Below are 23,462 nucleotides of genomic sequence, written 5' to 3'. Positions count from 1 at the left end.
GATTCAGAATTGTCGCTCTCGCCCGGCGAAAAGATCGCGTAAATTCCCGCGGTGACGCCACACGATAAGTGCGGTCAATACGCTTACCGGCAGCAACAAGCTAGGCTGTTGCCAGGCCAGTAACGGCAGTGTTAGCGGTGTCGCAATAAGCGCGGCAAGTGAGCTGGTACGGGTGGTGGCAAATGTCAGCAGCCATAACACGGTCGCCAACAGCGCCGCGGGCAGGTACAGGCCGAGAAATACCCCAGCGGCGGTTGCAACGCCTTTGCCACCTCTGAAGCGGAAGTAAAGCGGATACATGTGACCGACTACGGCAGCCAGCCCGATCCATGCTTGCTGCTGAAGGTTAAGACCGAGCATTTTGGCGATAAAAATAGGCAATAAGCCTTTGAGTAAATCGCCAAGCAGGGTGAGCGCCGCCAAGCGTTTGCCAGCGGTTCGCATCATGTTGGTTGCGCCAGGGTTGCCTGAACCATACGCGCGCGGGTCTGGTCTGCCTGCAACCTGACTGAGCAAGATGGCAAAGGAGACTGAGCCGAGCAAGTAAGCAAGAATTACCAGCAACGCAAACATGGAGTTGATCCGCCCCAAGAGGTGCATTGATTCTAGCAGGGCTGACGAAGCCCTAGGAATCCTCTGGAAAACTAGCAGGACTAAGCAACCATTGAAAAACTACTGCGCGAGTTATTCCGCCGCAGGCGATGCCAGGCCAGCCTTTGGCTGTAACGTCGGTTGCTCGCTACCTTTTCAGGAGGCTCTTAGTTTCAGGGGCTCTAAGTCGCAATTGAGCATTTATATCTGTCTGGGAATCTTTATAGTGCCGGACTAGTATTTTCATTCAGGCAATGTCAGTAATCGTTGGCTAATTCGAGAAGTGGAGAAAGGTTTGGACACAGTCTTTATCGAAGGTCTGGAGGTCGATACAGTGATCGGCGCATACGACTGGGAGCGTACGATTCGTCAGTGCCTGCGTTTGGACCTACAGTTGGGCTGGGATAACAAGCCAGCAGCAGCGGGCGATGATCTGGAGAAGGCGCTGGATTACGCCAAGTTGTCTGCGCGGGTACAGGCGTTTGCCAGCGAGGCGACTTTTATTTTGGTCGAAACATTCGCCGAACGTTTGGCTGAGATGCTTATGAATGAGTTCCAGATTCCCTGGTTACGCCTGAAGCTGACCAAGCCAGGCGCGGTTCCAGCCGCGCTTGGCGGTGTCGGTGTGGAGATTGAGCGCGGATGTCGCTAACCCCGGTTTACCTTGGTCTTGGCAGTAATATCGACCGCGAAGCGCATCTGTGCGCCGGTCTTGATGCGCTGGCGGGATTGCTCAAGGACATGCGCTGCTCGGCGGTATTTGAGAGCGCACCCGTCGGCATTAAAAGTGGGCCGTTCTTCAATTTAGTGGTGGTCGGCTTGACCGATATGTCGCTGCACGATCTTGATCGTAAATTGAAGTTTATCGAAGCGGATAACGGCCGTTATGCGCCTGATCGCGTCGGTTTGCCGTTGGATATTGATGTCTTGCTCTATGGCGATTTGGTTGGCAATTTTGATGGTTTAGTATTACCGCGCGCTGAAATCCTGAAGAATGCGTTTGTGCTTTGGCCGTTGTCGCTGCTAGCGCCAGCGGTGTTGCACCCTGGCGAACAACGCAGTTTCGCTGAGCTTTGGGCGAACGCGCAGATTGAGCAAGTGCTGCAGCCCACCCTGTTTAGTTGGCGACAGCAGCAACTGACGCCGCAGGCGCTCCTCGAGGCATCTGCCTGCTGAAACCATGCAGTTATTGCGCTAATTTGTGTGCAGCCGCAATCAGTCTGATTGCGGCTGATAGCCCTTCTTGAACTGGGTGATGGCCCGCAGCCGCTCGCGCTGTAACGCCTCACCCAATTCCGGCCCTTTGAATCCCTGAGCCAACAAGGGCTTTACGGCGACGGCGCAAGCTGTCTGCATCACGCTGCGCAGGTAGCTGGCTTGTGGGTAATCACGCCCTTCAAAGCCATCACGGCCGCGAGCGTCCATCTCGCAGGCGGCAATGAACTCTTCAAAGCGTTGTGGCCTGCGGAATACGTCAAAGCGTTGTAGTAACTCCAACAATGTTGACGGTTTTAGCTCAAGGGCACGATGACCGTGAGTGTGAAACTCTCCGACCAGCAACGCCAGTTCCTGGCAGTCTTTGGGGGCTTTACAGCGGGTATTGATGGCCTTGATCAGCTTGAGTCCACGTTGCTCGTGGGCAATGTGCCGTGGCCATTGGTCTTCCGGGGTCAGGCCTTTACCTACATCGTGCAGCAGGCTAGCCCAGCGAACACTGAGTGGCTGGTTATGTTCTGCGCACTGACGCAGCACGCTGAGGACATGCGCGCCGGTGTCTATTTCGGGGTGATGCGCTGCTGGTTGAGGTACACCAAACAGGGCGTCGACTTCAGGCAGTAAAACCTTGAGCGCGCCGCAATCGCGCAGCACCTCAACGAAAACATCGGGCCTTGGTTCCATCAATGCGCGTGATATTTCTTTCCAACTGCGCTCTGCCGTTAAGGCGCTGAGCTCGCCTGACTCGCTCAGTTGCTGCATCAGTTGCAACGTCTCTGTGGCGACGCTAAACCCAAGAGGCGCATAACGCGCGGCAAATCTGGCGACCCGCAGCACACGCAGCGGGTCTTCGGTAAAGGCGGGCGATACATGGCGCAGTAACTTGGCCTCCAGGTCGCGCTGGCCGCCGTATGGATCATAGAGATTGCCGTTATCGTCCTCGGCGATTGCGTTGATGGTCAGGTCGCGGCGAATCAGGTCTTCCTCGAGCGTAACTTCGGGGCTGGCGTAGAAGGTGAAGCCGCCATAGCCACGACCGCTTTTACGTTCCGTTCGTGCAAGCGCGTATTCATCTTTTGTTTGTGGGTGCAGAAAAACTGGAAAATCTGCTCCGACCGGACGATAACCCAGCTCGAGCATCTGCTCGGCTGTGGCGCCAACCACGACCCAGTCATTTTCGGTTACTTCGCGTCCCAACAGGCGATCACGTACTGCACCGCCAACCTTATAAATTTGCATGTATGCCTCCATTGCTGCAGAGGATAGCGGTTGTAGGCGTCACATAGGAAGTTAGCTTAACGGGCGGTGCTGGCGGGTATCTGTGTCGTGAGTGCAAGCACTGCTTGTTTAAGCAGTTTGGCGCTGTAGCTGGCGGGGCTGAGGCCAGTTTTACTGGTGCCTTGCCACAGCACATTGTTGGCAGGATCGGTCAGCCGCAAGCGCAGGGTGCCGGTTTCGTCGTGCAATACATGAATGGCTTGATAGGCACCTAACTGGTTGGGCGGCGCTTGGTCAACCTCGAATTCAATAGGTTGTTCGCACACTTCGAGCCAGTAATAAACATGAATTTGCGCAGGCTCAGCCTGTTGATAACCCCGTTGCTGCAACTGCTCGCGCAGCAGCAACGTCAGCTGTGGATAAAGCGCAGGAGGCGCCGCAGAGGGCTTCAGAATTGGTTCGGGCGAGATAAGTTTGAAACGGCTTAGTGCGCTGAGAGCCTGCGGGTTTACAGTGCTTATCTCGGTATGAGGCGTCGGGGTATTTGCGCAGCTGGCCAAAGCCATGCAGGTCAGAAGTATCAGCAATAAGCGCATCAAGGTCACCTCGGAAGATAGGCCTTGATGCTCTTTAGCGGGAAGACAGAGCACAACCCATCAAATGGGCGGGATGATCAGGTCGAGGCGCGGGTAATCAGCCTCTCGTTCAGCTTCCTTCTTGGGTGGCACATGCTGGCTGTTGATCTGTTTGTCGCCTTGCATCACTTCAAGATGGATATCGAAGCCCCACAGGCGATGCAGATGCTTGAGAACTTCCTCGGTGGAGTCGCCCAGTGGTTTTCGATCATGTTGCTGATGGCGCAGGGTCAGGGAACGATCACCGCGCCGGTCGATGCTCCATATCTGCACATTGGGCTCCCGGTTGCCCAAGTTGTATTGCGCGGCCAGGGTTTCGCGAATAATTTGGTAGCCGTTATCGTCGTGGATGGCCGGGACCAGCAATTCATCTTGCTGGTCGTCATCGAGCACGCTGAATAGCTTTAAGTCGCGGATTACTTTGGGCGATAAGTACTGCAGGATAAAACTCTCATCCTTAAAGCTGTGCATGGCGAATTTAAGGGTGCTCAGCCAATCACTGCCTGCGATTTCCGGGAACCAGCGCTGGTCTTCCTCTGTCGGATTCTCACAGATCCGGCGGATGTCGCAATACATGGCAAAACCCAAGGTATAGGGATTTATTCCACTGTAATACGGGCTGTCAAATGCCGGTTGATAGACCACGCTGGTGTGGGACTGTAAAAACTCCATCATAAAGCCGTCTGTCACCAACCCTTCGTCATAAAGGTCGTTCATGAGCGTGTAGTGCCAGAAGGTTGCCCAGCCTTCATTCATGACTTGGGTCTGGCGCTGTGGATAAAAATACTGGGCTATTTTGCGGACGATCCGAATCACTTCGCGCTGCCAAGGCTCGAGCAGCGGTGCATGTTTCTCGAGGAAATACAGGATGTTTTCTTGTGGCTCAGGCGGGAAGCGTTTGTCGTCTTTGTCGCTGTCCTTGCTCGCGCTTTTGGGAATGGTGCGCCACAGATCGTTGATCTGCTTTTGCAGGTGCTCTTCGCGTTCTTTCTGGCGGCGTCGCTCTTCCTCGGCTGATATTGGGTAAGGGCGCTTGTAGCGATCAACGCCGTAATTCATCAGGGCGTGGCAGGAGTCGATCAGGTCTTCAACTGCATCAATGCCGTGGCGTTCTTCACATTGCATGATGTATTGCTTGGCGAACACCAGGTAATCGATGATCGAGCTAGCGTCAGTCCAGGTGCGGAACAGGTAGTTGCCTTTAAAAAAACTGTTGTGGCCATAACAGGCATGAGCGATGACCAGTGCCTGCATGCACATCGTGTTCTCTTCCATGAGGTAGGCGATGCACGGGTCAGAGTTGATCACAATTTCGTACGCGAGCCCCATTTGCCCGCGGCTGTAGTTTTTCTCGGTGGAGAGGAACTGTTTGCCGTACGACCAGTGGTGATAACCCAGCGGCATGCCGACGGAGGCATAGGCGTCCATCATTTGTTCAGCGGTGATCACTTCAATCTGATTGGGATAAGTATCCAGCGCATAGCGTTCGGCAAGCCGGCTGATTTCACGGTCGTAGGTCCGTATCAGCTCAAAGGTCCATTCCGAGCCGGTGGAGATTGGTTGACGCTTCTTTTCGGATACAGCCTTCTCAGGATTGATCATGCTGTTAGCCTGCGCTGAAAGAGTTCGCGGAATACCGGGTAAATATCACCGGCAGTCACCAACTGTTGCTGAGCAAAGGTGTCAGCAAACGCCTCACTAATCTGTTGGTATTCGTACCACAGTGCTTGATGCTCGCGCGGGGTGATTTCGACATAGGTGAAGTACTGCACGAACGGCATTATTTGGTTGATCAGAATGTCTTTACACACCGGTGAGTCGTCATTCCAGTTGTCGCCATCCGAGGCTTGTGCGGCATAGATGTTCCATTCATTCACCGGGTAACGCTCGGTCATGACTTCTTGCATCAGTTTCAACGCGCTGGAGACAATGGTGCCGCCAGTCTCGCGCGAATAGAAAAATTCCTCTTCGTCCACCTCACGCGCACTGGTGTGGTGCCGAATAAATACCACTTCAATCTTGTCGTAATTACGTTTGAGAAACAGGTAAAGAAGGATGAAGAAGCGCTTGGCGATGTCTTTGGTGGCTTGGGTCATCGAGCCAGAGACATCCATCAAGCAGAACATCACCGCTTTTGAGCTGGGGTTGGGGTGTTTCACCAGCAGGTTGTATTTAAGGTCGAAGGTATCGAGAAATGGCACGCGATTGATGCGGGCATGTAGTTTGCTAATTTCTTCCTCAATGGCTTGAATATCGCCGAAGTTGTCTGGTTCTTCGCGCTTTAGGCGCTCAAGTTCGGCTTGCGCCAGTTTAAGCTTTGCCCGGCTGCTGCCCGATAGAGCAATGCGTCTGGCGTGGGCTGAGCGCAAGGTGCGTACGATGTTTATACGTGATGGGTTGCCTTCACTGCTGATGCCAGCCCGCACGGTTTTAAAGGTGTCGGTACCGGTCAAGTGGCGTTTAACCAAGTTGGGCAGTTCGAGGTCTTCGAACATGAAGTCGAGAAATTCTTCCTGAGTAATCTGGAAGACGAACTCATCCATGCCTTCGCCAGAGTTGCTGGCTTTACCACTGCCCTGACCGCCACCGCCCCCTTGTGGCCGGGGAATACGGTCACCGCTGGAAAACTCCTTGTTGCCGGGGTGTACGGTGGTTTGTTTGCCGCCGCGGCCATGATGCAATACCGGTTCGTCGATATCGCGTCCCGGTATGCTGATTTGCTCACCGTGCTCCATATCGGTAATTGAGCGATGGCTGACGGCCTCCTCAACTGCTTTTTTGATGTGCTCGCGGTAACGTCGCAAAAAGCGCTGGCGGTTTACCGTGCTCTTGTTCTTGCCATTTAGGCGTCGGTCTATCACGTAGCTCATGACTTCTCCTTAGAGAATGTCTGAGCGGTATTGGCCTCAGACAACTCTATGGCTAGCAGACATTCAAGCGCCTGCAGCAACCCGCGCAGCCATTGGGCGGCGCGGGTATCGGTTACTGCGATTTACGTACCCGTAGATACCACTCGGACAGCAGGCGAACTTGCTTATCGGTGTAACCACGCTCAACCATGCGCGTAACGAAGTCGTTGTGCTTTTGTTGATCCTCTTTGCTGGCTTTGGCGTTGAAGCTGATAACCGGTAGCAAGTCCTCGGTGTTGGAGAACATTTTCTTCTCGATCACCACGCGCAACTTCTCGTAACTGAGCCAGGTTGGGTTCTTGCCGTTGTTGTTGGCTCGGGCACGCAAGACAAAGTTGACGATCTCGTTGCGGAAATCTTTTGGATTACTGATGCCCGCTGGTTTCTCGATTTTCTCCAGTTCTTCGTTAAGGGCGACACGGTTGAGAATTTCGCCGGTTTCCGGGTCGCGGTATTCCTGGTCCTGAATCCAGAAGTCGGCGTACAGCACGTAACGGTCGAAGATGTTCTGACCGTATTCACTGTAAGACTCAAGGTAAGCGGTTTGAATTTCCTTGCCGATAAACTCGATGTAGCGCGGCGCCAGGTATTCCTTGATGAAGCGTAAGTAACGTTCACGGACCTCTGCCGGGAATTGCTCTTGCTCAATCTGTTGCTCAAGTACATAGAGCAAATGCACCGGGTTGGCAGCGACTTCGTTGGCGTCGAAGTTGAAGACTTTTGACAAGATCTTGAAGGCGAAGCGGGTTGAAAGGCCGTTCATGCCTTCATCGACGCCAGCGCTGTCGCGGTACTCCTGAATTGACTTGGCTTTAGGGTCGGTGTCTTTGAGGTTTTCGCCGTCATAGACGCGCATCTTCGAGTATATATTCGAATTTTCTGGCTCTTTCAGCCGCGACAACACTGAAAATTGAGCCAGCATTTTCAAGGTGTCAGGCGCGCAGTGCGCATTGGCCAGGGAGCTATTGATCAGCAATTTGTCGTAGATCTTGATTTCATCGCTGACGCGCAAGCAATAAGGCACCTTGACGATATAAATCCGGTCGATGAATGCTTCGTTGTTCTTATTGTTGCGGAAACTATGCCATTCCGACTCATTAGAGTGCGCAAGCAGTATGCCGTTATAGGGGATCGCGCCGAGGCCTTCAGTGCTGTTGTAGTTACCTTCCTGGGTGGCGGTGAGCAGTGGGTGGAGCACCTTGATCGGCGCCTTGAACATCTCGACGAATTCCATCATGCCTTGGTTGGCCCGGCACAGCGCGCCTGAGTAGCTGTAGGCGTCGGCGTCGTTTTGTGGATATTCTTCCAGCTTGCGGATATCGACCTTGCCGACCAAGGCGGAAATGTCCTGGTTGTTTTCATCGCCAGGCTCGGTTTTGGCGACGGCAATTTGCTTGAGAATCGAAGGATAGAGCTTAACCACGCGGAACTGGCTGATATCGCCGCCAAACTCGCCGAGACGTTTGGTTGCCCACGGCGACATGATGCTGCTCAGATAGCGCCGGGGAATGCCGTATTCCTCTTCGAGAATTGCCCCGTCTTCGGCATCGCTAAACAAGCCAAGTGGGGACTCGAAGACCGGCGAGTCCTTGATTGCATAGAACGGGACTTTCTCCATCAAGTGCTTGAGTTTCTCGGCCAAAGAAGACTTGCCGCCGCCTACTGGGCCCAAGAGGTAGAGGATTTGTTTCTTTTCCTCCAGCCCTTGAGCTGCGTGGCGAAAATAGGAAACGATCTGGTCGATACACTCTTCCATGCCGTGGAAGTCGGCAAAGGCTGGATAGCGACGTATAACCTTGTTTGAGAATATTCTCGACAGTCTCGAGTTGCTTGAGGTGTCGAGTAGCTCCGGTTCGCCAATGGCCAGTAATAACCGCTCTGCTGCCGAGGCGTAAGCGCTGCGATCCTGCTTACATAGCTCGAGATACTCCTGCAGAGACAGCTCTTCCTGGCGTGTCGATTCGAAACGTTGTTGGAAGTGACTGAAAATGCTCATGACTTCACCTCGCTCGATGTTCAGAGACGGCTCGGGGTCGGTCGTGAGGCGCTGGCGGTTTAGCTGAGCTTTCAGCTACAGATATCCCCCCAGAACACCTACTGAACCTCAGAAAACTACTGCGTTAGGCAATGCTGCGCGTTGCTAGGCTGCTTAATCGCGCAGTTTCATCGATAAACTGCGCTGTTTCGCGGTCGATGCTTTGCACTGCCTTTGCGCCCTGCACTTTTCAAAAGGTCCTTGATCATACCGATGGCCCGGATGCCGGATGGCAGGCTCTACTTGGTATTTAGATGGCCTAAGATAAATGATAGTTGGTAATCAGAGAGGTCAAGCGTCAAGTGGCCATATCATTGTGTTGGAAATGGCCCAGTGGGGCGCCAAGCCTTGGCTGGTGCGGCTTGGCGTGATGTAAAAAATTATTCCTGATCAGACTTGCTGGTTTCGCCTGGGAAGCGTGCGTGCCATAGCTCAAAGCCACCATCAAGGCTGTAAACGTCAGTGAAACCTTGGCCGATCAGGTAGGCTGCGGCGCCCTGACTGGAGTTGCCGTGGTAGCAAGAGACGATCAGAGGATGATCGAGGTCAGCTCGGGCGATAAAGTCGACCAGTGAGTGGTTATCAATATGTTGTGAGCCACTGATGTGTCCAGCGGCAAAGCTGTCTGGGTCGCGAATATCGACGACCACGGCGCCTTGCTGACGCAGGGCATGGGCTTGCTCGGGGGAAATTCTTTTGAACTCACTCATTACTATTCCTCGCGGCACTCACAGCGGTGCAGCTTAGCATTATCGATATTCATTAAAGTTAGGGCACCACCCCATACGCAGCCAGTATCCAGAGGGTACAGGTCGGGCTCTGAGCATTTGCCTTCAAGTGCTGCCCAGTGCCCAAAGATAATCTTGGTGCCGAGGCTTTTGCGTTGCTTATGGCTGAACCAAGGCTGATAGCCTGGTGGAGCGGTATCCAAACCTTCCTTGCTTTTCAGGTCCAGAGTGCCGTCGGCTGTGCAAAAGCGCATGCGGGTGAAGTAATTGGTGATCACCCGCAAGCGTGTGACGCCGCTTAGTTCGCTATTCCACACGCTAGGTTCATTGCCGTACATGCCATCGAGAAACTCTTTTAAGCGGCTGTCATCGCGCAGGACTTCTTCAACTTCGGCTGCGCGTTTGAGTGCTTTTTCGATACTCCACTGCGGCGCAATACCCGCATGCACCATCGCCAGGTTGCGCGAGGCATCAAAGTGCATGAGTTTTTGCTGGCGCAGCCAGTCGAGCAAGTCTGTCCGGTCTGGTGCGTCGAGGATTTCTTGCAGGGTGTCGGACTTTTTCAAGCGTTCGACATTCTGGGAAACAGCCAGCAGGTGCAAATCATGATTGCCCAGCACACAGGTGACTGAGTCACGCATGGCATAGAGAAAGCGCAAGGTCTCAAGTGATTGCGGGCCACGGTTGACCAAATCACCCGCCAGCCAGAGCTTGTCTTTAGTGGGGTCGAAGTTGACACCTTCGAGCAAGCATTTGAGTGGTTTTAGGCAACCTTGCAGGTCGCCAACAGCGTAAGTCGTCATCAGTGCAATGAACCTGGAACAGCCAGACGGAAAGGGGCGATATGGGCATCAAAAGGAGTGCTGTCTTCGGCAATCATCTGATAGCTGCCTTGCATGGTGCCCACAGGAGTGGCCATGACGGTGCCGCTGGTATAGGTGTGGGTTTGGCCGGGCACAATCAGCGGTTGTTCACCGACTACACCAGCGCCGCGTACTTCTTGCACGCGACCTTCTCCATCCGTGATCAACCAGTGGCGCGATATAAGTTTGGCCGCAAGTTGACCGTTATTGGTGATGGTCACGGTGTAGGCGAATGCGAAACGGTTCTGCTCGACCTGTGATTGCTCCGGCAGGTACTGAGTCGCAACGCTGACGTCTATTTGGTAAGGCGAATCTGACATGCTCAAACCTGCGGGGCTAGGTTAAACGGTAAATTGGGTATGCGCGTACAGACTTAAAGCTTTAACCCGTTTTTACGCGGGCACATGACTATTTAGCTGCCAGCAGAGCTCGAGGTTGTTCACTTCGGGCTTTCTGTGCTCTGTTCCGCCAGTTTGTCGGCCAAGCGTACGAATGCCGCTAAGTCGAGCTGTTCGGGGCGCAGGCTGCCATCAACTCCAGCCGCTTCAATCTCACTGGCAGGCAATAAGGCCTTGAGCGTATTGCGCAGGGTTTTACGGCGCTGGTTAAACGCTTCACGCACAACGCGCTCGAGCAGTTTGTGATCCTTGGCAGGATGCGGCAGAACTTCGTGCGGCACCAGGCGAACAATGGCCGAGTCGACTTTAGGCGGGGGATTGAACGCCCCTGGGCCAACATTGAATAAGTGCTCAACGCGGCAGTGGTACTGGACCATGATCGATAAACGTCCCCAGTCACCGCCGCCAGGGCCTGCCGCAAGGCGCTCAACCACTTCCTTTTGTAGCATGAAGTGCATGTCTCGAATCAGCGAGGCATTGCTCAGCAGGTGGAAAATCAATGGTGTCGAGATGTTGTACGGCAGGTTGCCGACTACACGGAGGCTACGCGGCTGTGCCTCAAGTTGATTGAAGTCAAACTTCAGGGCGTCACCCTGATTCAGGCGAAAGCGTGGCTGGCTGCCGAACTTGGCTTGCAGGATCGGAATCAGGTCTTTGTCGAGCTCAATTACGTCCAGCTGTGCGCCGCCGTTGAGCAGGCCTTCAGTCAGAGCGCCTTGTCCCGGGCCGATCTCAAGCAGGTGCTCGCCTTCTTTGGCGTGGATGGCGCGAAGGATGCGGTGGATTACTCCGGCGTCGTGCAGAAAGTTCTGGCCAAAACGTTTGCGTGCACGGTGTTGGTAACTCTCGGACATTAGTAGCTCTCGGACATTAGTAGCTTTCAGGCATTAAAAGCAGCTTCAAGCGTCAAGCCGAGCTTAAAGCGAATATAAAGAATATTGATTGCCTAGTTTAACAGGGAGTCAGCGCGCTGGCGTCGCTCAGCAGCGTGCAATCAGTTGCGCAATTGGCTAGCGGCCATCTCATAGGCGGTTTGCAGGGCGACTTCCATGCTGCCGCTATCGATATTGCCGCTACCAGCCAAATCGAGAGCGGTGCCGTGGTCGACTGAAGTACGGATAATCGGCAGGCCGAGGGTGATATTCACCGCGGCGCCGAATCCTTTGAACTTGAGTACTGGCAAACCCTGATCGTGGTACATCGCCAGCACTGCGTCGCAATGGTCGAGGTGTTTCGGGGTGAACAATGTATCGGCAGGAAGAGGGCCAATCAGCTGTATGCCTTCGGCCCGCAGGCGCTCAAGGGCGGGCTCGATGATTTCGATCTCTTCGCGGCCAAGGTGTCCGCCTTCACCTGCGTGGGGGTTCAGGCCGCAGACTAAAATACGTGGATTTTCGAGGCCAAACTTGGTGTGCAGGTCGTTGTGGAGGATGCGCGTGACACGGCTCAAGCGTTCGTCGGTAATCGCCCCAGCCACATCTTTAAGTGGTAGATGGGTGGTGACCAACGCCACACGCAAGCCGTGGGTCGCGAGCATCATTACCACTTGTTCAGTGTGCGTTAGTTCAGCCAGAAACTCGGTGTGACCTGAGAACGCAATGCCTGACTGGTTGATCACACCCTTATGCACGGGGGCGGTAATCATCCCGGCAAAGTGTCCGTCAAGGCAGCCTTGGCCCGCGCGAGTCAGTGTTTCAAGCACATATCCAGCATTGGCTGCATCCAGTTGGCCAGCAGTTACTGGTGCCGCTAAAGGGGTATCCCACACATACAGGCTGCCTGCCGGAGCGGGGCGGTCTGGCCACGCATCAGGGATGGTGCTGATTAAGCGGATACTCAAGCCGAGTAAAGCCGCACGCTCTGCAAGCAGGGCGTGGTTGGCAATTACAATGAGCGGGTGGGGATGTGCTTGCTGGGCAAGCAGCAGGCATAGGTCGGGACCTATGCCTGCTGGCTCACCCGGCGTCAGTGCAAAGCGTTGCGCTGTCACTGTTTAACTTCTACGTAAGCCTCGTCGCGGATCTGCCGTAGCCAGGCTTGCAGTTCTTCGTCGTACTTACGGTTACGCAAGATTGTCTGCGCCTGCTGCTTGCGAGATTGCTCGCTGCTGTCAGTGGCGCGACGGCCAATCACTTCAAGGACGTGCCAGCCATAACGCGACTTAAATGGCTTGGAGACTTCACCGCTTGGGGTGGCGTCCATCACTTCGCGGAACTCAGGCACCAATGCTGTCGGATCAATCCAGTCAAGCTTGCCGCCGTTGAGTGCCGAGCCTGGATCTTCCGAGTAGCTCTTTGCCAGTTCGGCGAAGTTTTCACCCGCTTGAATGCGCTCGTAAAGGCGTTCAGCCAGACGCTGGCTCTCAGCATCGCTGCGGATTTCGTTTGGCTTGATCAGGATATGACGAACACTGACTTCGTCACGCATCTGGGCGCCGCCGCCGCGTTTTTCCTGCAGCTTAATGATGATAAAACCGCCGGGCGTGCGTACCGGTTCAGTGATGTCGCCAGCACTCATGGAGCTCAGCATGCTGTCGAACGGAGGCGGCAGTTGGCCAGCTTTGCGCCAGCCCATTTCCCCGCCTTCCAATGCCGTTTCGCTAGACGAGCGGGCGATTGCCAATTGAGCGAAGTCGGCACCTTGCTGCAACTGCTGGTAAACGTCTTGGGCCTGACGGGCAGCCGCTTGAACTTGCTCAGGCGCTGCACTTTCAGGAACCGGCACCAGAATGTTAGCCAGACGGAACTCTTCCGACAGCTGCATTTTGCCTAGGTCCGAGGCCAGGAAGTTTTGTACTTCTTGATCGGATACCTGAATACGATCAGCAACGCGGCGCTGACGCACGCGGCTGATGATCATTTCACGGCGCACCTGATCCCGCGCATCGTCAAACGACAGGCCGTCTCTGTTCAGCGCAGCACGGAACTGGTCAACACTCATGCCATTGCGCTGGGCAATGGTGCCGATGGCCTGATTAAGCTCCTCGTCGGTGATGCGAATCCCCGAGCGCTCGCCAATCTGCAGTTGGATGTCTTCAATAATCAGGCGCTCCAGCACCTGCTGTTGAAGCACGTGCTCAGGCGGTAATGCTGAGCCTCGCTTGGCGATCGTTTGCTGGACCTCATTCATGCGCGCATTGAGCTGGCTTTGCATGATGACATCGTTATCGACGATGGCCGCTACGCGGTCCAAAGGTTGTACTTCAGCGTGTACCGCAGTACCTATTAACATCGCGCCCAGCAACAGCGGGCGCACGTAATTAGAAAGCTTTGTCTTCACGTTCACGATAACCTTGAATGCCTTGGTCGAGGAAAGATTCAGTTTTGTTGCCAGTCACACCGCCCAAGCCTTTGAGTACGATCTGCAGGAAGATTCCGCGATCGGGCTCATCGTTAAACGATGGGTTCTGGCTAACTTCGTCATTGTCGATCCAGTAACGATTAATTAAGCGCAGTTTCCAGCAGCAACTGTCGTACTCAAAGCCACCGAAGGCTTCCAGGGTACGGTTGCGGCTGTAATCATACTGCCAGCGTGAAATAACGCTCCACTGCGGAACAATCGGCCAGATAACCGAGAAGTCATGCTGACTGATTTTGTAGTAATCCTTGATGTACTCATCGGTGCCAGGCGTGCCGTAGTCACCGCCGCCAACAACCCAGTTACCGGTGCTTTGGTCGTAACGAACGGTGTCGTTACGATAGCGATAGCCGGCGTTGATAACCTTGTTCGGGTTATCTTCAGGCTGGTAGTGGAACATGGCACTGCCGGAGCGAGTGGTGTGGCTGTCTGGATCCCAGTTGAAGTCCGAGCTGAAACGCCAATCGCGGTTGAAGCGATACAGGTATTGCAGCGCGTAAGGTGATACCGATGCCTGAGCATCGTCACGGGTTTTGTAATCAATGCCTGGCAACTGCACTTTGCGGTCAGCAAAGTAGAATGCTTGACCAATGCTGAAGCGCTGACGCTCGAAGCCATTGTCCTCGATCCAGCGGTTGGTTACGCCCAGCGACAGTTTGTTTTCGTCACCTATGCGATCTTTACCGGAGAAACGGTTTTCACGGAACAGCGAGTTGTAGCTGAAGGTAGACTCACTGGTATCGAATACCGGGATATCGGTTTGATCTTCTTCAGGTACGTAGAGATAGAACAGGCGTGGCTCAAGGGTCTGGCGATAATTAGTGCCGAACCATTGGGTGTTGCGGTCGAAGTACAGGCCGCTATCGAGACTGAGCATGCCAACGCCACGGTTTTGTGTGCTGTCATACTTCTGCTCAGGGAGCAGGCTTGCCTTGCCTTGGCTATCCAAGTCCAGATCGTAGTTGGTGTACAGGTATTTAGCCTGCGGCTTGATGTAGCCCCAGCTCCAGTCCAGCGGCAAGCTTACTGCTGGCTCAAGGTGCAAGCGATCACCGTTGGCGCGGGCTAGACCCCTGACGTTTTCGTCGAGGCGTCGCTCAGGGTTGCCGTCCTCGTCAATGTAATTACCGCTGCGCAGGTCGCGATCAAAGCGAACCAGCTCAGTGCCGTAAACGAACTGAACACCACCCGGCTGGAATGGCAGCTTACCGTTCAAGGTGATTTGCGGCAGGCGGTTGTAAGGGGTGATATCACTGATAGTCGCCAGCTCATATGCATGAGCGTTAAGTTTGGCGGTATAGCTGTCACCACGGTAAGTCAGGGTGCCGCGCTGGTTAACGAAGTCCGGCGTATCGATACCAAGATCGGTATTCAGATCCTGGAAATAGTACGGGTCGCTGATGTCGGTGTAGTCAACTTCAGCCAGCAGCCGATCATTCAAGCCACCTTTGTGCTGCCAGCTGTACATCCAGCGAGTGTCGCTGTAGTCGGACTGGAGCTTGCGGTCATCGTTTTCATCGTTAAGGTAAGCGGCGCCAATCTGGCCTTCGCTATTCTTTGTCAGATAACGACCTTCACCTTCCATCAACAAACCACGGTCGCTCATATACGTTGGGTACAGAGTGGCGTCGTAGTTGGGAGCCAGGTTGAAGTAGTACGGCGTCTGTAGCTCGAAACCGTTGTCGCTTGAGCTGCCGATGGTTGGGGGCAGGAAGCCTGACTGGCGACGGTCATCGATAGGGAAATAGATGTACGGCGTGTAGAACACCGGGAAATCTTTGACCCGCAGGGTTACGTTCGTTGCGGTACCGAAACCGGTGGCAGGGTTCAACGTGATGTTGTTACCTGTCAGGTGCCAGGCATTGCTGCCAGGTTCGCAACTGGTGTAAGTACCGTCTTTGAGTCGAATAATCGCGGTTTCTTCACGCTTGGCGTACAGCGCGTTGCCGCGAGTGTGGCCGCGGTGCAAGACGTACTCGGCGTTATCGATTTTGGCTTCGCCGTTATCGAGTTGTAGCTCGGCATGATCGCCGACAACCAAGGCACCTTTATCGCGCAGGCGTACGTTGCCGTTCAGCTCGCCAATGTTTTCAGCTTGCCGCAGGTTGGCTTCATCAGCCTCAACCTGCATGCTTGCCTGGCGTAGCACGACATCACCCGCCAGCGTGGCAATCTGCTCTTCTTGCTGATAGCGAGAGGCTTTGGCGGAGACGAACATCGGCGCCTGATTTAGCGGCGTATCGTCATTCATGCCAGGGCGCTCAGGCTCGACGTACGCGCCCGAACAGTACGGAGCTGTCTCCGCAAGCTGCGCTTCGCTCAACTTTTCACGCGGCACCCAGTCCAAATGGCTGTAATCTGCGCTGCGAGATGCCAGACCTTTGCCTTCACTTTCAGTGACAAGCTTGGTGCCGACAGCTGCGGCTGCAACTTTACCGCCGCTACTGCTCTCTGAAGAGGCAGGCGTGCTGATGCTGGACTCGGTGTGAACCGGGCGCGCAGGCACTGCCGCATCAGCAGTTTTGGGGCTACATGCCCAACCGCCAGATGCAGAGGCCGCACAGTCATACTGCTCGGCTGCTACAGCAAATTGACTGGCAACAGGTTGCAGGGCCAATAGGCCACTAGTCACCAGAAGTGGGAATTTTTTACGAATAGCGGGGTATTTTACTGCCATCTTATTTTTCCGGGCTTCCTGCGCGCTAATGACCTAGAGGCCGCACGCCTCTCGATGGGCTTGAAAAGATGCTGGATAATAAAGCATGACCCGCGCAACGGCTAGGGCCGTCGGAGACCCATGTAATGCATAAAGAAGATATACGCCTACAACTGCTGGATAAATGGCTCGATCAACAACTGCCAAATGTGTTTGCAGAACAAGGCTGGGGGGCGGTTCCAAGCGCCACAATGACCTCTGCCAGCAGTGATGCGAGCTTTCGTCGTTATTTTCGCTGGCAAGGCGAAAATCGCACATTAATTGTCATGGATGCCCCTCCACCGAATGAAGATTGTCGGCCATTTGTGAAAATTGCGGCCTTGCTCAAACGGGCAAATTTGAATGTGCCGCTGATTTTGGCTGAAGATGTTGAGCAAGGTTTCTTGTTGCTAAATGATTTGGGGCGCCAGACGTATCTGGATGTCATCACCCCTGAAACTGCCGATGAATTGTTTGCCGATGCCTTGCAAGCACTCTTGGCGCTGCAGCAATTGCCAATGGATACAGCGTTGCCTAGCTATGACACGGCATTGTTGCGTCGTGAACTGGAGCTTTTCCCAGAGTGGTACGTTAAGCATCACTTGAAGTCTGAGTTCAGTGTTGAGCAGCAAGACGCATGGGACAAAATTAGTGCTTTGTTGATCGACAGTGCGTTGGCACAACCGCAGGTGCTGGTTCATCGCGACTTTATGCCACGCAATCTAATGATTAGTGAGCCTAATCCAGGTGTGCTCGATTTTCAGGATGCGGTCTATGGTCCGGTGACGTATGACGTGACCTGTCTGTTCAAGGATGCTTTTCTTAGCTGGCCGGAACCTCAGGTGCGTCAGTGGCTTGAGGGTTATTGGCAGAAGGCGCAAGCAGTGGGTATTCCAGTCCAGGCTGAGCTCGAAGACTTTTTGCGCGCCAGCGACTTGATGGGGGTGCAGCGCCATCTGAAAGTCATCGGTATTTTTGCGCGCATTTGTCACCGTGATGGCAAGCCCAAGTATTTGGCTGATGTGCCAAGATTTTTCGCGTACATCAATGCAGTTATCCAGCGTCGTCCCGAGCTGGCTGAACTGGCGAAATTATTTGCCAGTTTGCCGCAAGCAACTGAACCATCGGTGACTCAACTATGAAAGCGATGATTCTGGCCGCAGGTAAGGGCGAGCGCATGCGCCCGTTGACACTGCACACGCCAAAGCCACTGGTGCGTGCAGCAGGTGTGCCGCTGATTGAATACCACATCAATGCCCTGGTCAGTGCGGGGGTTAGCGAGTTGGTAATCAATCATGCCTGGTTGGGGCAGCAGATCGAGGATTATCTCGGCGATGGAAGTCGTTTTGGGGTGAGTATCTGCTACTCCGCTGAAGGCGAGCCACTGGAGACCGGTGGTGGAATTCATCGTGCCTTGCCGCTACTCGGTGACGAGCCATTTCTGGTGGTGAATGGCGATGTGTTTACTGACTACAGCTTCGCTAATTTGCAGCAACCCATTAATGGCTTGGCGCATCTGGTGTTGGTCGATAATCCTGCGCACCATACTCAGGGCGACTTTTATCTGCAGCAGGGCATGGTCCATGACGGCGCTGCAGGGCAAGAGTGTCTGACTTACAGTGGAATTGCAGTGTTGTCGCCCCAGCTGTTTGCAGGATGCGAGGCGGGGGCTTTTAAGCTTGCACCGTTGTTGCGTGAGGCAATGGCGCAAGGGTTGGTTAGTGGTGAACATTTTAGCGGGCACTGGATAGATGTTGGCACGCATGAGCGTTTAGCCGATGTTGAGCGGTTGTTGGCGCAGGAGCACTAAAGTGATTTGGCCGAGCACAGTGTTGGGCGCTGTTGCAGGATTTGCCATTGCCAGTATTCCCGGTGGTTTACTGGGGGGCCTGCTTGGCCAAGTTGTCGACCGGCGTTTGCGTATGGCCAGTTGGGCGCAATTGCGTGAGCGTCTTGGCGGGCCTGCGCAGGCCGAGGATGATCAACTGCTGTTCGTGATGCTCGGGCGTCTAGCCAAATGTGACGGTCGGGTGTTGCCACAACATATTGAGCAGGTGCGTTTAGAAATGCAGCGCTTGCGGCTTGATGAGGCGGCCCAGCGGCGGGCGATTGAGGCATTTTCCAGAGGGAAGACCGGGCGTGACAATCTACGCGCGCCGTTGCGTGGACAAAGTCGTAACGCCACTTTGCTGTTGAGTGCATGCTGGCGTGTGGCAAGTGCTGCTGGCCGGGTGAGTCGCACGGAGCGTGAGTTGATTTTGCTTTGGGGGACATGGTTGGGAGTGTCGGTGCATGCCAACGAAGCGTTGCGCACAGGTGGCCAGTCAATGCCTGTTTCGTCTGCGTACCAGCAAGCGCTGCGATTGTTTGGCGTTACTGCTCAGAGTGAACCTGCAGAGATCAAGCGCGCATACCGGCTGCTGTTGAGTCGTCATCACCCGGATAAACTGCAAGGCAGTGGTGCCAGCGTTGACCAGGTGCGAGCGGCCACAGAAAAAACCCGCGAGCTGCATCATGCCTATGATGTTGTACGCAAGCGTCATGGGTTTTGAGTTGTCCCTGTTGCTGCGGGTATGTCTACTGCGCTGCTGGGCTGGTATTGCCTTGTAAATGCAAGCTAAGCCAGCCTTTGATGCGCCGAAAGAGTTGCTCCTGTTCAACATCTCGATTGCCGGGCAGTGAAGTCATTGCCACTTGCAAGTAGGCTGTACGTTTCTGCCTCTTCGCCGCATTCAGGCGTTGTTTGGCAGCTTCTCGTTCGGCGGTTTGATCCTTGTAGTAAAAGTCCCCGGTTGCAAGTTCAAGCTGGCTGATCAGTGTCTCCAATTCGGGTTCAAAACCGGCAGGCGCCTGCGCGGCAACCAACAACAGGTTGTTCACCGGCTGCGGTTGTTGTTCAGCGATATAGCGTGCAGCCCAGTAAGCGCCAGTTCCCTGGCCGGTCAATACAACTGTCGTGGCCCCTTTTTGCTGTGCGAAGGTAATTCCTGCCGCGATGCGCGCAAATATGCGATCAACGTAAGCCTGTTGTGTTTCTGCAGGGTCACTGTTGCTTGGTTCAGGTGTTGCAGTCGTATCCTGGGCTTGTTCAGCGGGGTCTGACGTCGCTTCCGCCGGTTGCGCTGGTATTTCTGGCTGCTCTGCGGGCACTTCGCCAGTTTCAGTGTTTGTATTCGGTACAGGCTCATTGCTGTTATCTGGCAACGGTGCCTCCTCGGCGTCTGGCAGTGTCAGGCTCAGGCTGCTCCAGCCTGCGTCTGGGAGTTTGTGCCGCAACGGACCAATGCCGATCGGCCAGTCTGGGCTTTCATCTTTTCCCGGAACTAAAATCACTGCACCCATTGGTGTGGCGCTATTGGCTGGGCGCCATAAAGCTAGAAATGTTTCGTTTGCCTGGGTTTTCAGCTGTTGCTGTTCGTGAGCGGCTAATTGTCTTTCAAGCGCAGCTGTTTCGGCTTGGCTGCGTTCGCCAAGGGCAGGGCGCACAGTAGGTTTTTCTTCAGCTTTTACGGGTGGCTCAGCGCTTTCGGGGGCGGTTTCGGCAAGCGCCAATGGTCCAATTATTAGTAGGCTGAGAGCGATAGAAAGTGTGCGCAACAACATAAGTAAGTTTCCCCGGTGCCAGAGTGTTCCAGCCTAGCTGTTTCGACATGCACTTGTAAGCCGCCATATGCACGGCAAAACCTTAGTGCGGGCTGCTACAATGCGCGCAATCCGTGTGTATTTCTGAGGTTAGCCATGCAGCCCTTCGCCATTGCCCCGTCAATCCTTTCTGCTGATTTTGCCCGACTGGGCGAGGAAGTGGATAACGTACTCGCTGCGGGCGCCGATATTGTTCACTTTGACGTAATGGACAATCATTACGTGCCGAATCTGACCATTGGGCCAATGGTCTGTGCGGCGCTGCGTAAGTACGGAGTCACTGCCCCGATTGACGCACACTTGATGGTCAAGCCGGTTGATCGCATTATCGGCGATTTCATTGAAGCGGGCGCTAGCTATATAACCTTCCATCCCGAAGCTTCCGAACACATCGACCGCTCGCTGCAGTTGATTCGTGATGGCGGCTGCAAGGCAGGCTTGGTGTTCAATCCGGCGACCCCGCTGAGCGTGCTCAAGCATGTGATGGACAAGGTCGACATGATTTTGCTTATGAGTGTTAACCCAGGCTTTGGCGGGCAGAAGTTTATCCCCGGCACCCTAGACAAGCTGCGTGAGGCGCGAGCGCTTATTGATGCGAGTGGACGCGAGATTCGCCTGGAAATCGACGGCGGAGTCAACGTCGGCAATATTCGTGAAATTGCTCAAGCGGGCGCGGACACTTTTGTTGCAGGCTCGGCGATCTTCAATCAGCCGGATTACTCAGCGGTGATCAATGCCATGCGCACTGAACTGGCGCAGGTGCAGGGCTGATGCCTTTAAGCTCCGTGCTTGCTGGAAAGCTGCCGAAACTGGTGATGTTCGACCTTGACGGTACCCTGATTGATTCGGCTCCAGATTTGGCGGCCGCCCTCGATAAAACCCTGCACGCGCTTGGCCACGCGCCAGCGGGTATAGACAATGTGCGTCACTGGATTGGTAACGGCGCGCGCGTGTTGGTGCGCCGCGGACTGGCCAAGAACATGGCGCATGAGCATGTTGATGAGGCGCAAGCAGGGCCTGCGCTTGAACTGTTTATGAACGCATATGCCGATAACCACCAGCTGACGCAGGTTTATCCTGGCGTGGTCGAAACCCTCGACTGGTTGCAGGAGCAGGGTGTGATGATGGCTGTGGTAACGAATAAACCGGAGCGATTTGTTGCTCCGTTGCTGGATGAAAAGGGCTTGGGTGGCTATTTTCGTTGGATTATTGGCGGCGATACCTTGCCACAACAGAAGCCTGATCCTGCTGCGCTGCTGCATGTCATGCATATGGCTCAGGTCAGCACTAATCAGGCGTTATTTGTGGGTGATTCGCGCAATGACGTGCGTGCAGCCAAGGCTGCGCAGGTTTTGTGCGTCGCACTGAGTTATGGCTATAACCACGGTCGGCCTATTAGCGAAGAGCGTCCGGCCTGCGTGCTGGATGATTTGCGTGAGCTGATACCGTTGATTTCCTTTGAGTCCGAAGCATCGCTGGGTTGATTAGACCCGGCGCCTGCGCTAGTGTTGCCTGACTTTACATCCACTCTCTAGAGATTTCCCCGTGGTGGTTACCTGCAAACTCTGGCTTGAACGAGCTGGAATGAAAATCATCAAGGCTCTGGCCCGTTGGCGCTGGCGCCTCTGAATTGATATTGGCCGGTTAGCCGGCGCGTTTGCACACGACCGTTTTACCCTCAAACCACGAGGCAGATCATGATCCGCGAAGAATTCCTGCGTTTAGCCGCTTCCGGCTATAACCGTATCCCTGTTGCCCACGAAACCATTGCTGATTTCGACACACCGCTGTCGATCTATCTGAAACTGGCTGATCAAGCCAACACCTATCTGCTTGAGTCAGTTCAGGGCGGTGAAAAATGGGGGCGTTACTCAATCATCGGCTTGCCAGCACGGACAGTGCTGCGCGCCTATGATCACACCGTCATCGTTAGTATCGACGGCGTCGAGACCGAGCGTCATGAATGTGAAGATCCGCTGGCGTTTGTCGAGCAATTCAAAGAGCGCTACAAAGTCCCGACCCTGCCAGGCCTGCCGCGCTTTAATGGTGGCCTAGTCGGTTATTTTGGTTACGACAGCGTTCGTTACGTTGAAAAGCGCCTAGCTGTTTGCCCCAATCCGGATCCGCTGGGTAATCCGGATATTCTGTTGATGGTCTCGGATGCGGTGGTTGTTTTCGACAATCTCGCGGGCAAGATGCATGCGATCGTGTTGGCCGATCCTGCTCAAGAGGATGGCTTCGAGCAGGCTCAAGCACACCTACAAGAAATTTTGCACAAGTTGCGTCAGCCGATCGAGCCACGGCTTGGTGTCGACCTGAATGCGCCGGTGGGTGCCGAGCCTGCGTTCCGCTCAAGCTTCAGTCGCGAAGACTATGAGCGTGCGGTTGATACCATCAAGGAATATATATTGGCGGGCGATTGCATGCAGGTGGTGCCATCGCAGCGCATGTCGATTGACTTCAAGGCCGCGCCGATTGATCTCTACCGGGCGCTGCGCTGCATCAATCCGACGCCTTATATGTACTTCTTCAATTTTGGCGATTTCCACGTAGTTGGCAGCTCGCCAGAGGTGCTGGTGCGGGTTGAAGATAACCTGATTACCGTCCGCCCAATCGCCGGTACACGTCCACGTGGCGCCAACGAAGAAGCCGATCAGGCGCTCGAAGAGGATTTGCTGTCCGATGCCAAGGAAGTCGCTGAGCATTTGATGTTGATCGATCTTGGACGCAACGATGTGGGTCGTGTGGCCAATACCGGGAGCGTCAAGTTGACCGAGAAAATGGTCATCGAGCGTTACTCTAACGTGATGCACATCGTGTCCAACGTTACCGGACAGTTGAAGCCAGGCCTGACTGCAATGGACGCTCTGCGCGCTATTTTGCCAGCAGGCACCTTGTCCGGCGCACCGAAAATCCGTGCCATGGAAATCATTGACCAACTAGAGCCCGTGAAGCGCGGTGTTTATGGCGGAGCAGTGGGCTACATGGCCTGGAACGGTAACATGGACACCGCGATCGCGATTCGTACAGCGGTGATCAAAAACGGTGAGCTGCATGTTCAAGCAGGCGGCGGGATTGTTGCTGACTCAGTGCCCGCACTTGAGTGGGAAGAAACGCTTAACAAACGTCGGGCTATGTTCCGTGCTGTTGCCCTAGCCGAACAATCTCACTGAGGA

At 54.5% G+C, this 23,462-nt stretch carries 21 protein-coding genes and 1 pseudogene; 8 read left to right on the top strand and 14 right to left on the bottom strand.

Annotation, left to right across the window (positions count from 1 at the left end; all coding sequences use genetic code 11):
• Positions 1-3: 3 nt before the first annotated feature.
• On the bottom strand, positions 4-573 hold the full coding sequence (plsY, locus tag ACN0UH_RS16770) for a glycerol-3-phosphate 1-O-acyltransferase PlsY (protein ID WP_417663128.1): 570 nt from the start codon (positions 571-573) through the stop codon (positions 4-6).
• Between the two features lie 313 nt (positions 574-886).
• Here plsY and folB point away from each other — a divergent pair, with 313 nt between their 5' ends.
• Complete coding sequence (folB, locus tag ACN0UH_RS16765) at positions 887-1,243, top strand: dihydroneopterin aldolase (protein ID WP_417663127.1); 357 nt, start codon at positions 887-889, stop codon at positions 1,241-1,243.
• Positions 1,234-1,767 carry a 2-amino-4-hydroxy-6-hydroxymethyldihydropteridine diphosphokinase gene (gene folK / locus ACN0UH_RS16760; protein WP_417663126.1) on the top strand — a complete coding sequence of 178 codons (534 nt, stop codon included), beginning with the start codon at positions 1,234-1,236 and terminating at the stop codon, positions 1,765-1,767. The genes folB and folK overlap by 10 nt, the downstream gene beginning before the upstream one ends.
• A gap of 39 nt (positions 1,768-1,806) precedes the next feature.
• Here folK and ACN0UH_RS16755 read toward each other — a convergent pair whose 3' ends face one another.
• The 12 genes from ACN0UH_RS16755 to ACN0UH_RS16700 form a co-directional block, all read right to left on the bottom strand.
• A complete protein-coding gene (locus ACN0UH_RS16755) occupies positions 1,807-3,045 on the bottom strand; it encodes a multifunctional CCA addition/repair protein (RefSeq protein WP_417663125.1) in 1,239 nt (412 codons plus the stop codon).
• Between the two features lie 56 nt (positions 3,046-3,101).
• A complete protein-coding gene (locus ACN0UH_RS16750) occupies positions 3,102-3,620 on the bottom strand; it encodes a DUF4136 domain-containing protein (RefSeq protein WP_417663124.1) in 519 nt (172 codons plus the stop codon).
• Between the two features lie 60 nt (positions 3,621-3,680).
• A complete protein-coding gene (locus ACN0UH_RS16745; protein WP_417663123.1) occupies positions 3,681-5,261 on the bottom strand; it encodes a SpoVR family protein in 1,581 nt (526 codons plus the stop codon).
• A complete protein-coding gene (locus ACN0UH_RS16740; RefSeq protein WP_417663122.1) occupies positions 5,258-6,529 on the bottom strand; it encodes a YeaH/YhbH family protein in 1,272 nt (423 codons plus the stop codon). The genes ACN0UH_RS16745 and ACN0UH_RS16740 overlap by 4 nt, the downstream gene beginning before the upstream one ends.
• 112 nt (positions 6,530-6,641) lie before the next feature.
• On the bottom strand, positions 6,642-8,564 hold the full coding sequence (locus ACN0UH_RS16735; protein ID WP_417663121.1) for a PrkA family serine protein kinase: 1,923 nt from the start codon (positions 8,562-8,564) through the stop codon (positions 6,642-6,644).
• Between the two features lie 419 nt (positions 8,565-8,983).
• Positions 8,984-9,313, bottom strand: coding sequence for a thiosulfate sulfurtransferase GlpE (gene glpE / locus ACN0UH_RS16730; protein WP_417663120.1), 330 nt, complete (start codon positions 9,311-9,313; stop codon positions 8,984-8,986).
• Between the two features lie 2 nt (positions 9,314-9,315).
• Complete coding sequence (locus ACN0UH_RS16725; protein WP_417663119.1) at positions 9,316-10,134, bottom strand: symmetrical bis(5'-nucleosyl)-tetraphosphatase; 819 nt, start codon at positions 10,132-10,134, stop codon at positions 9,316-9,318.
• Positions 10,134-10,514, bottom strand: coding sequence for a Co2+/Mg2+ efflux protein ApaG (gene apaG / locus ACN0UH_RS16720; protein WP_417663118.1), 381 nt, complete (start codon positions 10,512-10,514; stop codon positions 10,134-10,136). The genes ACN0UH_RS16725 and apaG overlap by 1 nt, the downstream gene beginning before the upstream one ends.
• Before the next feature lie 119 nt (positions 10,515-10,633).
• Positions 10,634-11,446, bottom strand: coding sequence for a 16S rRNA (adenine(1518)-N(6)/adenine(1519)-N(6))-dimethyltransferase RsmA (gene rsmA, locus ACN0UH_RS16715; RefSeq protein ID WP_417663117.1), 813 nt, complete (start codon positions 11,444-11,446; stop codon positions 10,634-10,636).
• A 140-nt stretch (positions 11,447-11,586) separates the two neighbouring features.
• A complete protein-coding gene (gene pdxA / locus ACN0UH_RS16710) occupies positions 11,587-12,582 on the bottom strand; it encodes a 4-hydroxythreonine-4-phosphate dehydrogenase PdxA (protein ID WP_417663116.1) in 996 nt (331 codons plus the stop codon).
• The gene (locus ACN0UH_RS16705; RefSeq protein ID WP_177408628.1) at positions 12,579-13,871 is read right to left on the bottom strand and encodes a peptidylprolyl isomerase; all 1,293 of its coding nucleotides are present in this window, start codon (positions 13,869-13,871) and stop codon (positions 12,579-12,581) included. Before ACN0UH_RS16705 ends, pdxA begins: the two co-directional genes overlap by 4 nt.
• On the bottom strand, positions 13,852-16,626 hold the full coding sequence (locus tag ACN0UH_RS16700; protein ID WP_417663115.1) for an LPS-assembly protein LptD: 2,775 nt from the start codon (positions 16,624-16,626) through the stop codon (positions 13,852-13,854). Before ACN0UH_RS16700 ends, ACN0UH_RS16705 begins: the two co-directional genes overlap by 20 nt.
• A 125-nt stretch (positions 16,627-16,751) precedes the next feature.
• Between ACN0UH_RS16700 and ACN0UH_RS16695 the strand changes: the two genes are divergently transcribed.
• Genes ACN0UH_RS16695 through ACN0UH_RS16685 form a run of 3 tightly spaced genes read left to right on the top strand, consistent with a single transcriptional unit; the run spans position 16,752 to position 19,196 of the window.
• Complete coding sequence (locus ACN0UH_RS16695) at positions 16,752-17,786, top strand: aminoglycoside phosphotransferase family protein (RefSeq protein ID WP_417663114.1); 1,035 nt, start codon at positions 16,752-16,754, stop codon at positions 17,784-17,786.
• The gene (murU, locus tag ACN0UH_RS16690) at positions 17,783-18,454 is read left to right on the top strand and encodes an N-acetylmuramate alpha-1-phosphate uridylyltransferase MurU (protein WP_417663113.1); all 672 of its coding nucleotides are present in this window, start codon (positions 17,783-17,785) and stop codon (positions 18,452-18,454) included. The genes ACN0UH_RS16695 and murU overlap by 4 nt, the downstream gene beginning before the upstream one ends.
• Position 18,455: 1 nt before the next feature.
• Complete coding sequence (locus ACN0UH_RS16685) at positions 18,456-19,196, top strand: DnaJ domain-containing protein (RefSeq protein ID WP_417663112.1); 741 nt, start codon at positions 18,456-18,458, stop codon at positions 19,194-19,196.
• Between the two features lie 25 nt (positions 19,197-19,221).
• Here ACN0UH_RS16685 and ACN0UH_RS16680 read toward each other — a convergent pair whose 3' ends face one another.
• The gene (locus tag ACN0UH_RS16680) at positions 19,222-20,247 is read right to left on the bottom strand and encodes an alpha/beta hydrolase family protein (RefSeq protein ID WP_417663111.1); all 1,026 of its coding nucleotides are present in this window, start codon (positions 20,245-20,247) and stop codon (positions 19,222-19,224) included.
• A 135-nt stretch (positions 20,248-20,382) separates the two neighbouring features.
• Between ACN0UH_RS16680 and rpe the strand changes: the two genes are divergently transcribed.
• From rpe to trpE, 3 genes and pseudogenes are all read left to right on the top strand, one after another.
• A complete protein-coding gene (gene rpe, locus ACN0UH_RS16675) occupies positions 20,383-21,057 on the top strand; it encodes a ribulose-phosphate 3-epimerase (RefSeq protein WP_417663110.1) in 675 nt (224 codons plus the stop codon).
• A pseudogene (locus ACN0UH_RS16670) lies at positions 21,054-21,915 on the top strand (phosphoglycolate phosphatase). The gene rpe and the pseudogene ACN0UH_RS16670 overlap by 4 nt, the downstream one beginning before the upstream one ends.
• A 68-nt stretch (positions 21,916-21,983) precedes the next feature.
• Positions 21,984-23,459: an anthranilate synthase component I gene (trpE, locus tag ACN0UH_RS16665; protein WP_417663109.1), complete on the top strand. Its 1,476-nt coding sequence runs from the start codon at positions 21,984-21,986 to the stop codon at positions 23,457-23,459.
• Positions 23,460-23,462 lie beyond the last annotated feature (3 nt).

It is taken from the genome of Pseudomonas sp., assembly GCF_048265905.1.
Classification (GTDB): Bacteria; Pseudomonadota; Gammaproteobacteria; order Pseudomonadales; family Pseudomonadaceae; genus Aquipseudomonas.
Note: the sequence above shows the minus strand (reverse complement) of the source record. Positions and strands in the feature narration are given on the sequence as shown.

Coding starts and splice junctions, on each gene's coding strand:
- plsY (WP_417663128.1), bottom strand. CDS start 573: ATGTTTGCGTTGCTGGTAATTCTTGCTTACTTGCTCGGCTCAGTCTCC.
- folK (WP_417663126.1), top strand. CDS start 1,234: ATGTCGCTAACCCCGGTTTACCTTGGTCTTGGCAGTAATATCGACCGC.
- ACN0UH_RS16755 (WP_417663125.1), bottom strand. CDS start 3,045: ATGCAAATTTATAAGGTTGGCGGTGCAGTACGTGATCGCCTGTTGGGA.
- ACN0UH_RS16750 (WP_417663124.1), bottom strand. CDS start 3,620: ATGCGCTTATTGCTGATACTTCTGACCTGCATGGCTTTGGCCAGCTGC.
- ACN0UH_RS16745 (WP_417663123.1), bottom strand. CDS start 5,261: ATGATCAATCCTGAGAAGGCTGTATCCGAAAAGAAGCGTCAACCAATC.
- ACN0UH_RS16740 (WP_417663122.1), bottom strand. CDS start 6,529: ATGAGCTACGTGATAGACCGACGCCTAAATGGCAAGAACAAGAGCACG.
- ACN0UH_RS16735 (WP_417663121.1), bottom strand. CDS start 8,564: ATGAGCATTTTCAGTCACTTCCAACAACGTTTCGAATCGACACGCCAG.
- glpE (WP_417663120.1), bottom strand. CDS start 9,313: ATGAGTGAGTTCAAAAGAATTTCCCCCGAGCAAGCCCATGCCCTGCGT.
- ACN0UH_RS16725 (WP_417663119.1), bottom strand. CDS start 10,134: ATGACGACTTACGCTGTTGGCGACCTGCAAGGTTGCCTAAAACCACTC.
- apaG (WP_417663118.1), bottom strand. CDS start 10,514: ATGTCAGATTCGCCTTACCAAATAGACGTCAGCGTTGCGACTCAGTAC.
- rsmA (WP_417663117.1), bottom strand. CDS start 11,446: ATGTCCGAGAGTTACCAACACCGTGCACGCAAACGTTTTGGCCAGAAC.
- ACN0UH_RS16700 (WP_417663115.1), bottom strand. CDS start 16,626: ATGGCAGTAAAATACCCCGCTATTCGTAAAAAATTCCCACTTCTGGTG.
- ACN0UH_RS16695 (WP_417663114.1), top strand. CDS start 16,752: ATGCATAAAGAAGATATACGCCTACAACTGCTGGATAAATGGCTCGAT.
- murU (WP_417663113.1), top strand. CDS start 17,783: ATGAAAGCGATGATTCTGGCCGCAGGTAAGGGCGAGCGCATGCGCCCG.
- ACN0UH_RS16680 (WP_417663111.1), bottom strand. CDS start 20,247: ATGTTGTTGCGCACACTTTCTATCGCTCTCAGCCTACTAATAATTGGA.
- rpe (WP_417663110.1), top strand. CDS start 20,383: ATGCAGCCCTTCGCCATTGCCCCGTCAATCCTTTCTGCTGATTTTGCC.
- trpE (WP_417663109.1), top strand. CDS start 21,984: ATGATCCGCGAAGAATTCCTGCGTTTAGCCGCTTCCGGCTATAACCGT.